The organism is Saccharopolyspora sp. NPDC002686 (assembly GCF_040295745.1).
Taxonomy (GTDB): domain Bacteria; phylum Actinomycetota; class Actinomycetes; order Mycobacteriales; family Pseudonocardiaceae; genus Saccharopolyspora; species Saccharopolyspora oryzae.
In genome coordinates, this window is sequence record NZ_JBEOVY010000385.1 from 1 (window position 1) to 6808 (window position 6808).

Annotated in this window: 6 protein-coding genes; 4 read left to right on the forward strand and 2 right to left on the reverse strand. The window is 71.2% G+C overall.

Going from position 1 to position 6808, the window contains the following annotated elements:
• Together ABTZ89_RS33215 and ABTZ89_RS33220 are read left to right on the forward strand one after the other, a co-directional pair.
• A partial coding sequence (locus ABTZ89_RS33215) for a glycine cleavage T C-terminal barrel domain-containing protein (protein WP_351052263.1) occupies positions 1–1656 on the forward strand: 1656 nt, incomplete at its 5' end.
• Positions 1643–2260, forward strand: coding sequence for a sarcosine oxidase subunit gamma (locus tag ABTZ89_RS33220; RefSeq protein ID WP_351052265.1), 618 nt, complete (start codon positions 1643–1645; stop codon positions 2258–2260). The genes ABTZ89_RS33215 and ABTZ89_RS33220, both read left to right, overlap by 14 nt.
• A 50-nt stretch (positions 2261–2310) precedes the next feature.
• Here the strand turns inward: ABTZ89_RS33220 and ABTZ89_RS33225 are convergent, their stop codons facing one another.
• Positions 2311–3495 carry an NAD(P)/FAD-dependent oxidoreductase gene (locus ABTZ89_RS33225; RefSeq protein ID WP_351052268.1) on the reverse strand — a complete coding sequence of 395 codons (1185 nt, stop codon included), beginning with the start codon at positions 3493–3495 and terminating at the stop codon, positions 2311–2313.
• Positions 3496–3711: 216 nt separating this feature from the next.
• On the opposite strand from ABTZ89_RS33225, the gene ABTZ89_RS33230 reads away from it, so the two are divergent.
• Positions 3712–4455, forward strand: a complete 744-nt coding sequence (locus tag ABTZ89_RS33230) for an IclR family transcriptional regulator (RefSeq protein ID WP_351052271.1) — start codon at positions 3712–3714, stop codon at positions 4453–4455.
• A 52-nt stretch (positions 4456–4507) separates the two neighbouring features.
• Here ABTZ89_RS33230 and ABTZ89_RS33235 read toward each other — a convergent pair whose 3' ends face one another.
• Positions 4508–6073, reverse strand: a complete 1566-nt coding sequence (locus tag ABTZ89_RS33235; RefSeq protein ID WP_270948980.1) for a Na+/H+ antiporter — start codon at positions 6071–6073, stop codon at positions 4508–4510.
• Positions 6074–6164: 91 nt separating this feature from the next.
• Here ABTZ89_RS33235 and ABTZ89_RS33240 point away from each other — a divergent pair, with 91 nt between their 5' ends.
• Positions 6165–6437: a UBP-type zinc finger domain-containing protein gene (locus ABTZ89_RS33240; RefSeq protein ID WP_270948979.1), complete on the forward strand. Its 273-nt coding sequence runs from the start codon at positions 6165–6167 to the stop codon at positions 6435–6437.
• Positions 6438–6808 lie beyond the last annotated feature (371 nt).

The following is a 6808-nucleotide window of genomic DNA, read 5'->3' on the forward strand; positions in this document are numbered from 1 at the left end:
GTGGTCGGGTCCGCCCGCGGCACCTACGACCTCGCGGGCTGCCTCGCCCAGGGTCTGGCAGCGGGCGCGGAAGCGGCCACTGCCTGCGGTTTCCGGATCGCGGCCCCGCCGGTGCCGCCGGTGGCCGGGGACCGCCCGGTCGCCGCGCCGCGGCCGGTGTGGCTGGTGCCGGGCGAGGGCGAACCGTCGGGGTGGACGCAGCACTTCGTCGACCTGCAGCGGGATGCCACGGTCGCCGACGTGTGGCGGGCGGTCGGCGCGGGGATGCGCTCCGTCGAGCACGTCAAGCGCTACACGACCATCGGCACCGGCAACGACCAGGGCAAGACCTCCGGGGTCAACGCCATCGGCGTCATCGCCGAGGCGCTGGGTGCGGAATCGCCGGGCGAGGTCGGCACCACGACCTTCCGCCCGCCGCACGTGCCGGTGTCGTTCGCGCTGCTGGCCGGCCGCGACCGCGGCGAGCTGCACGACCCCGTGCGCACCACGCCGATGCACTCCTGGCACGTGGAGCACGGCGCGGAGTTCGAGGACGTCGGCCAGTGGAAGCGGCCCCGGTACTACCCGCAGCCCGGCGAGGACATGGCCGCCGCGGTGCACCGCGAATGCCTGGCGGCGCGCACCGGCGTGGCGATGCAGGACGTGTCCACGCTCGGCCGGATCGAGATCGTCGGGCCGGACGCACCGGAGTTCCTCAACCGCATCTACACCAACGCCTTCGCCAAGCTCGCGGTCGGCAAGGCCCGCTACGGCGTCATGTGCACCGCGGACGGGATGGTCTTCGACGACGGCGTGTCCATCCGGCTGGCCGAGGACCGCTACCTGATGAGCACCACGACCGGCGGCGCCGCGACGGTGCTGGAGTGGCTGGAGGAGTGGCTGCAGACCGAGTGGCCGCACCTGGCGGTGCACTGCACGTCGGTGACCGAGCAGTGGGCGGCGGTGGCCGTGGTCGGGCCCGACTCGCGGGACGTGGTGGCCCGGCTGGCGCCGGACCTGGACGTCTCGAACGAGGCCTTCGGCTTCATGGAGTTCCGGGAAACCGAGCTGTCCAACGGGATTCCGGCCCGGATCTGCCGGATCTCGTTCTCCGGCGAGCTGGCCTACGAGATCAACGCGCCGTCCTGGTACGGCCTGGCGCTGTGGGAGGCGGTGCACGAAGCCGGGCAGGACTTCGGCATCACGCCCTACGGCACCGAGACCATGCACGTGCTGCGCGCGGAGAAGGGGTTCGTGATCGTCGGCCAGGACACCGACGCCACCGTGACCCCGCACGACCTGGGCATGGACTGGGTGGTGTCCAAGCGCAAGGACTTCATCGGCAAGCGCTCCTTCTCCCGCCCGGACACCGCCCGCGAGGACCGCAAGCAGCTGGTCGGGCTGCTCCCGGTGGATCCCGCCGACGTGCTGCCGGAGGGCGCGCACCTGGTGGAGCCGGACGTCCCGCTGGTGCCGCCGGTGCCGATGCTCGGGCACGTCACCTCCAGCTACCGCAGTGCGGTCCTGGAGCGCGGCTTCGCGATGGCGCTGGTCCGCGGCGGCCGGCACCGCATCGGCGAAGTCCTGCACGTGCCGGTGGACGGCCGCCGCATCCCGGTCGAAGTGACCGAGCCGGTGTTCTACGACCTGGAAGGAGCCCGCCGTGACGGTCGTTAGTCCCGTCGACCAGGAGGTCGACACCCTCCGCCGCAGCCCCCTCGGCGCCCGCGCGACCGAGTTCGCGGCCCGCAGCGGACCGGCGGTCCAGCTCGCCGAAGAGCCGTTCCTGACCCAGGTGGACCTCCGGGTGCACCCGGGCAGTCCGGCGGTGGCCAGGATCGAGCACGCCCTCGGCCTCGCGCTGCCGCACCACGAGCCGAACCTCGTCTCGGGCGACGAAGACGCCGCAGCCCTCTGGCTGGGCCCCGACGAATGGCTCCTGACCGCCCCGGACGGTCGGGCCCCCACCATCCTCGCGGCTCTCGACGACGCCCTCTCGGACTCCTTGGGGTCCACAGTGGACGTATCGGCGAACCGGACCGCGCTGCGCCTGTCCGGCCCGATGTCCCGGGAAGTCCTGGAGAAGCTCTGCTCCCTGGACCTGCACCCGAGGTGGTCCTTCACCCCCGGCCACTGCGCCCAGACCCTGATCGGCAGGACCCAGGCGATCCTCTGGCAGCTCGACCGGGAACCGACCTACCGCATCCTGGTCCGGAACTCCTTCGCGGCCTACCTCGCAGACGTCCTCCTGGACGCCATGCAGGAGTTCACCGCCGGATGAGCGCGAGGTGAACGGTCCGTTCGCACTCCTCGGTGAGGCGAACGGACCGTTCACTCCTGCTTCGCAGGTCCGGCCAGGGCCGTGGTGAGGCGGCGGCGGTGGGTGGCGAACTGCTTCGGGCTGTTCATCGCCAGGACCGCGACCGGGCGGCCGCCCCGGTGGTAGGTGGCCACGAAGCGGCGGGAGCCGAGGGATCCGTCGACCACGGTGATCCGGTCCTTCGGGCCCGCGTAGCCCGCGAACTGCAGGGTCGAGCCGTACTGGCGGGACCAGTAGTGCGGGATTCCGGTGTAGGGGGCGATGGTCCGGCCCGCGAGGAGGTTCCGGACCGCTACCGGTGGCTGGTTCATCGCCGTCGACCAGTGGTCGCTGCGGACCGTGTGCGAGCGGTGCAGCGGTTGGTAGCGGGCGATGTCGCCGACCGCCACCACGTTCGGCAACGCCGTGGCGCAGCCGGCGTCGGTGACCACGCCGTCGCGGAGCTTCAGGCCGGATCCGCGCAGCCAGTGCGTCGCCGGCTCCGCCCCGACCTCGACGACGACCGCGTCCGCCGGGAGCACCCGCCCGTCGGCCAGTTCGACGCCGGTCACGCGGTCCTCGGCGAGCACCCGCGTCGCGGGCGTTCCGCACCGCACCTTCACGCCGTGGTCCTCGTGCTGCGCGAAGTACAGCGGCGCCAGTTCGATGCCGAGCGTCCGCGCCAGCGGCAGGTGCTGCGCGTCGACGAGCGTCACCTGCGCACCCAGTTCCCGGCAGCTGGAGGCGATCTCGGTGCCGATCAACCCACCGCCGACCACGACCACGCGCGCGCCCGCGCGGATGTCGGCGCGCAGCGCGAGCGCGTCGTCGATGGTGCGCATCCGGTGGCTGCCGGGGGCTTCGCCGGTGCCGGGCAGGCTCAGCCGCGCCGATCCCGTCGCCAGCACGACCCCGTCCACGCGGACCTCGCTGCCGTCGGCGAGCACGACCGCGCCGCGCCGGGTGTCCAGCCGGACCGCCGCGGTGCCCAGCCGCCAGTCGGCGTCCAGGTCGGCCTCCTCCTGATCGCTGCCCAGCGCCAGCTCGTCCGGTTGCAGCCCGCCGGACAGGAATTCCTTGGACAGCGGCGGGCGGTCGTAGGGCCGGTGCGACTCCGCGCCGATGATCACCAGCCGCCCGTCGAAGCCCTGCTCGCGCAGTTCCTGCGCAGCGCGCCAGCCCGCCACCGAGGACCCGACGACGGCGACCGCCCTCATGTCTCGATCACGGCCGAGACGGCCTCGGAGAATGACAACAAGCCGACCTCCGTTGCACAATGAGGAACAGCACGTGGGATCCGCAACAAATCTGACCCTTCGGTTGCGAGAACGTCAAGAGGGACAACGGATGGTTCTGGAATGTGCACCTCGAACGGATACGGTTGACCGGTGGGTAGCGCAGCTGAATCACGCGGAAGGAGTTCTGGCGCTCTGGTGCAGTCCGTCGATCGGGCCGTGACCGTCTTGGAACTGCTGGCGCGCAACGGAGAAGCCGGCATCACCGAGATCGCCGGGGAGCTGGGAGTGCACAAGTCGACGGCCTCCCGGCTGGTCAGCGTGCTGGAAGCGCGCGGTCTGGTGGAGCAGCTGGGAGAGCGCGGCAAGTACGCCATCGGCTTCGGCATCGTGCGGTTGGCCGGGGCGGCGACCGAGCGGATGGACCTGCCGCGCCTGGGCAGGCCGTTCTGCGAGTCGCTGGCCGCCGACCTGGGCGAGACGGTCAACATCGCGATCCGGGACCACGACGTCGCCATCAACATCAGCCAGGCGCGCGGTACCGCCGCGGTCACCGCGCACAACTGGGTCGGTCAGCGCACGCCGCTGCACGCCACCTCCAGCGGCAAGGTGCTGCTGGCGCACGCGCCGCGCGAGGACCAGAACGACCTGCTGATGCACCCCTTGGAGCGCTACACGACCCGGACCGTCACCAGCGCGGGCCAACTGCGCAAGGACTTCGAGCTGATTGTCCGCGACGGGTACGCGACGAGCTACGAGGAGCTGGAACTGGGCCTCAACGCCGCGGCGGTGGCCGTCTACAACCAGGAGGGCGAGGTCATCGCGGCGCTGAGCGCCTCGGGCCCGTCCTACCGCTTCTCCCGAAAGCGCATGCGAGAAGTCGTCGGAGCAATGCGCATTGCGGCCAAGGAGCTCTCGTCCCAGTTGGGTTTTCTGGCCTAGGGGTCGTGGGTGCGAAAGCCGGTTGCAGCCGGTTTTCGCACTCACGACCGCGTCAGTCCCGGGAGATCCAGAGCTCTTCCAGGTCCAGCTCGTGCATCACGCGGCGGAGGACTTCGTCGTCGATGCGGCGGTTGTCGCGGAACTGGACGAAGACCGCTCGCTCCGCCGCCAGCATCTCCCCGCGCAGCCGCCGGTACGCAGCCGTCGGGCTCTCGCCGACTTCGTCGGCGGATCGCCCCAGCCGCTCCCACGCCTGGTTGCTCCGCTGCTGCGCGGAGTTCCGCAGCCGCTCCACGACGTCGCTCGGCGGCCCGGTCTCCTCGGCCAGCTCGTCCAGCCGATCGCGTGCCGCGCGTGCGGCGTTGTGCTGGGCTTCGGCCTCGGCGAGCGCATCGGTGTAGTCCTCCGTGCCGCGCACGCCCAGCTTGTTGATGAGCCAGGGGAGCGTGCTGCCGTGCAGCAGCAGCGTCGCCAGCGTGACGAAGAACGTCAGGAACAGCACCTCGGCGCGGTGGGGGAACGGCGCGCCGCTCAACGTCGTCGTCGGGATCGCCGATGCCGCCGCCAGCGACACCACGCCGCGCATGCCCGCCCACGACACGACGACCTTGTCCCGCCAGTTCGGTCTGCGGCCGCGCAGCAGTTCCGGCAGGTACATCGCCAGGAACACCCACGCCACCCGTGCGAGCACCACTCCGGCGGTCAGCACCAGCCCGGCGACGAACAGCGGGCCGAGGTTGATCGACACGCTCTCCGCGACGCTGCGCAGCTGCAGGCCGATCAGCGCGAACACCACCGCTTCCAGCAGCGTGTCCGCGGCGTTCCACACCGCCCGGTCCTGCAGCCGGGTCGCGGCGCTGCCCGACGTCGCGTGGTGGCCCAGGTACAGCCCGGCCACCACGACGGCCAGCACGCCGGAGGCGTGCACCTCCTCGGCGAGCAGGTAGGCGAAGAACGGCACGATCAGCCCGACCGCGCTCTCCAGCAGGTCGTCGCGCAGCAGCCGGCGGATCCGCCGCACCACCCAGCCGATGGCGTAGCCGATCACGACCCCGCCCACCGCGGCGATCAGGAACATCCAGACCCCGGCCAGCAGCGAGGACCCGACGCCGACCGCAGCGGCCACGGCGACCCGGTAGGCGGTCAGCGCGGTGGCGTCGTTGACCAGGCTCTCGCCGCTGAGCACCGTCATGATCTTGCGCGGCAGCCCGAGCCGCCGGCCGATCGAGATGGCCGCGACGGCGTCGGGCGGTGCGAGCACCGCGCCGAGCACGAGCGCCACGCTCAGCGGCAGGTCCGGCACCAGCCACCACGCGATGACCCCGGCGACGGCGGTGGTGAACAGGACCAGCCCGAACGCCAGCAGCCCGATCGGCCGCAGGTTCGCCCGGATGCCGATGGTGGAGCTGTTCAGCGCCGCCGAGTACAGCAGCGGCGGCAGGATCAGCAGCAGCACCACGTCCGGATCGATCGCGTAGTCCGGCACGCCGGGGATCGACGACACGGCCAGCCCGACCACGACGAGCGCGAGCGGGGCCGACAGGCCGATGCGGCGAGCGATCGCGGTCACCGCCAATGCCCCGGCTAGCAGGGCCATCAACTCGGGAAGGTCGTGCATGATCGCTCCGGGTGCTGCTGCGGGATGCTGGACCGCGCGGTTACGGTCGACACGACATTCTTGCGCGCGAGCGCTCATGGAGGGTTGTGAGATGTCCACCAGTTGTGCGCACCTGCGCGATGCGGTCGACCAGGCACCGGAGCCGAGCCGAGCGGACGGCTGCGAGGACTGCCTGGCCTTGGGCGAGCACGCGTGGGCGCACCTGCGGATCTGCACCGAGTGCGGCCACGTGGGCTGCTGCGACTCCAGCCCGCGCAAGCACGCGACCGCGCACTTCCGCAGCACGACCCACCCGGTGGTCCGCTCCTTCGAACCGGGCGAGTCCTGGACCTGGTGCTACGTCGACGAACAACTCCGCCCCTGACGCCCCCAGTCGGCGTGTCGGCACCCGACACGCCGGTACCCGTGGGCAACTCCCGCAAATTCAATGGAAATCGAACGTCCAATTTCCATTGAATTTGCGGATCCCCAGGCGGAACCGAACGACGACGTACCGACGCACCGACTGGTCCACGTCGACCTTGAGTTATTTGTCCGTTCTATGGGGCTCTGGAGGGTGCAGTCTCTGTTGGGCCCTTTTCATCCTGTCCGGTCTGCGACTGCGAAGCACGACCGGCGCCGCGCGGTGAGGGTCGCATGCGCCGGAGGCGCATAACCCACCCCCGGCGCTTGCACCGCCGCGGGTTCTCAGCGTTCGCCTGGCGAGGACGGCCCGACTGCCGTGTATTGGCATAC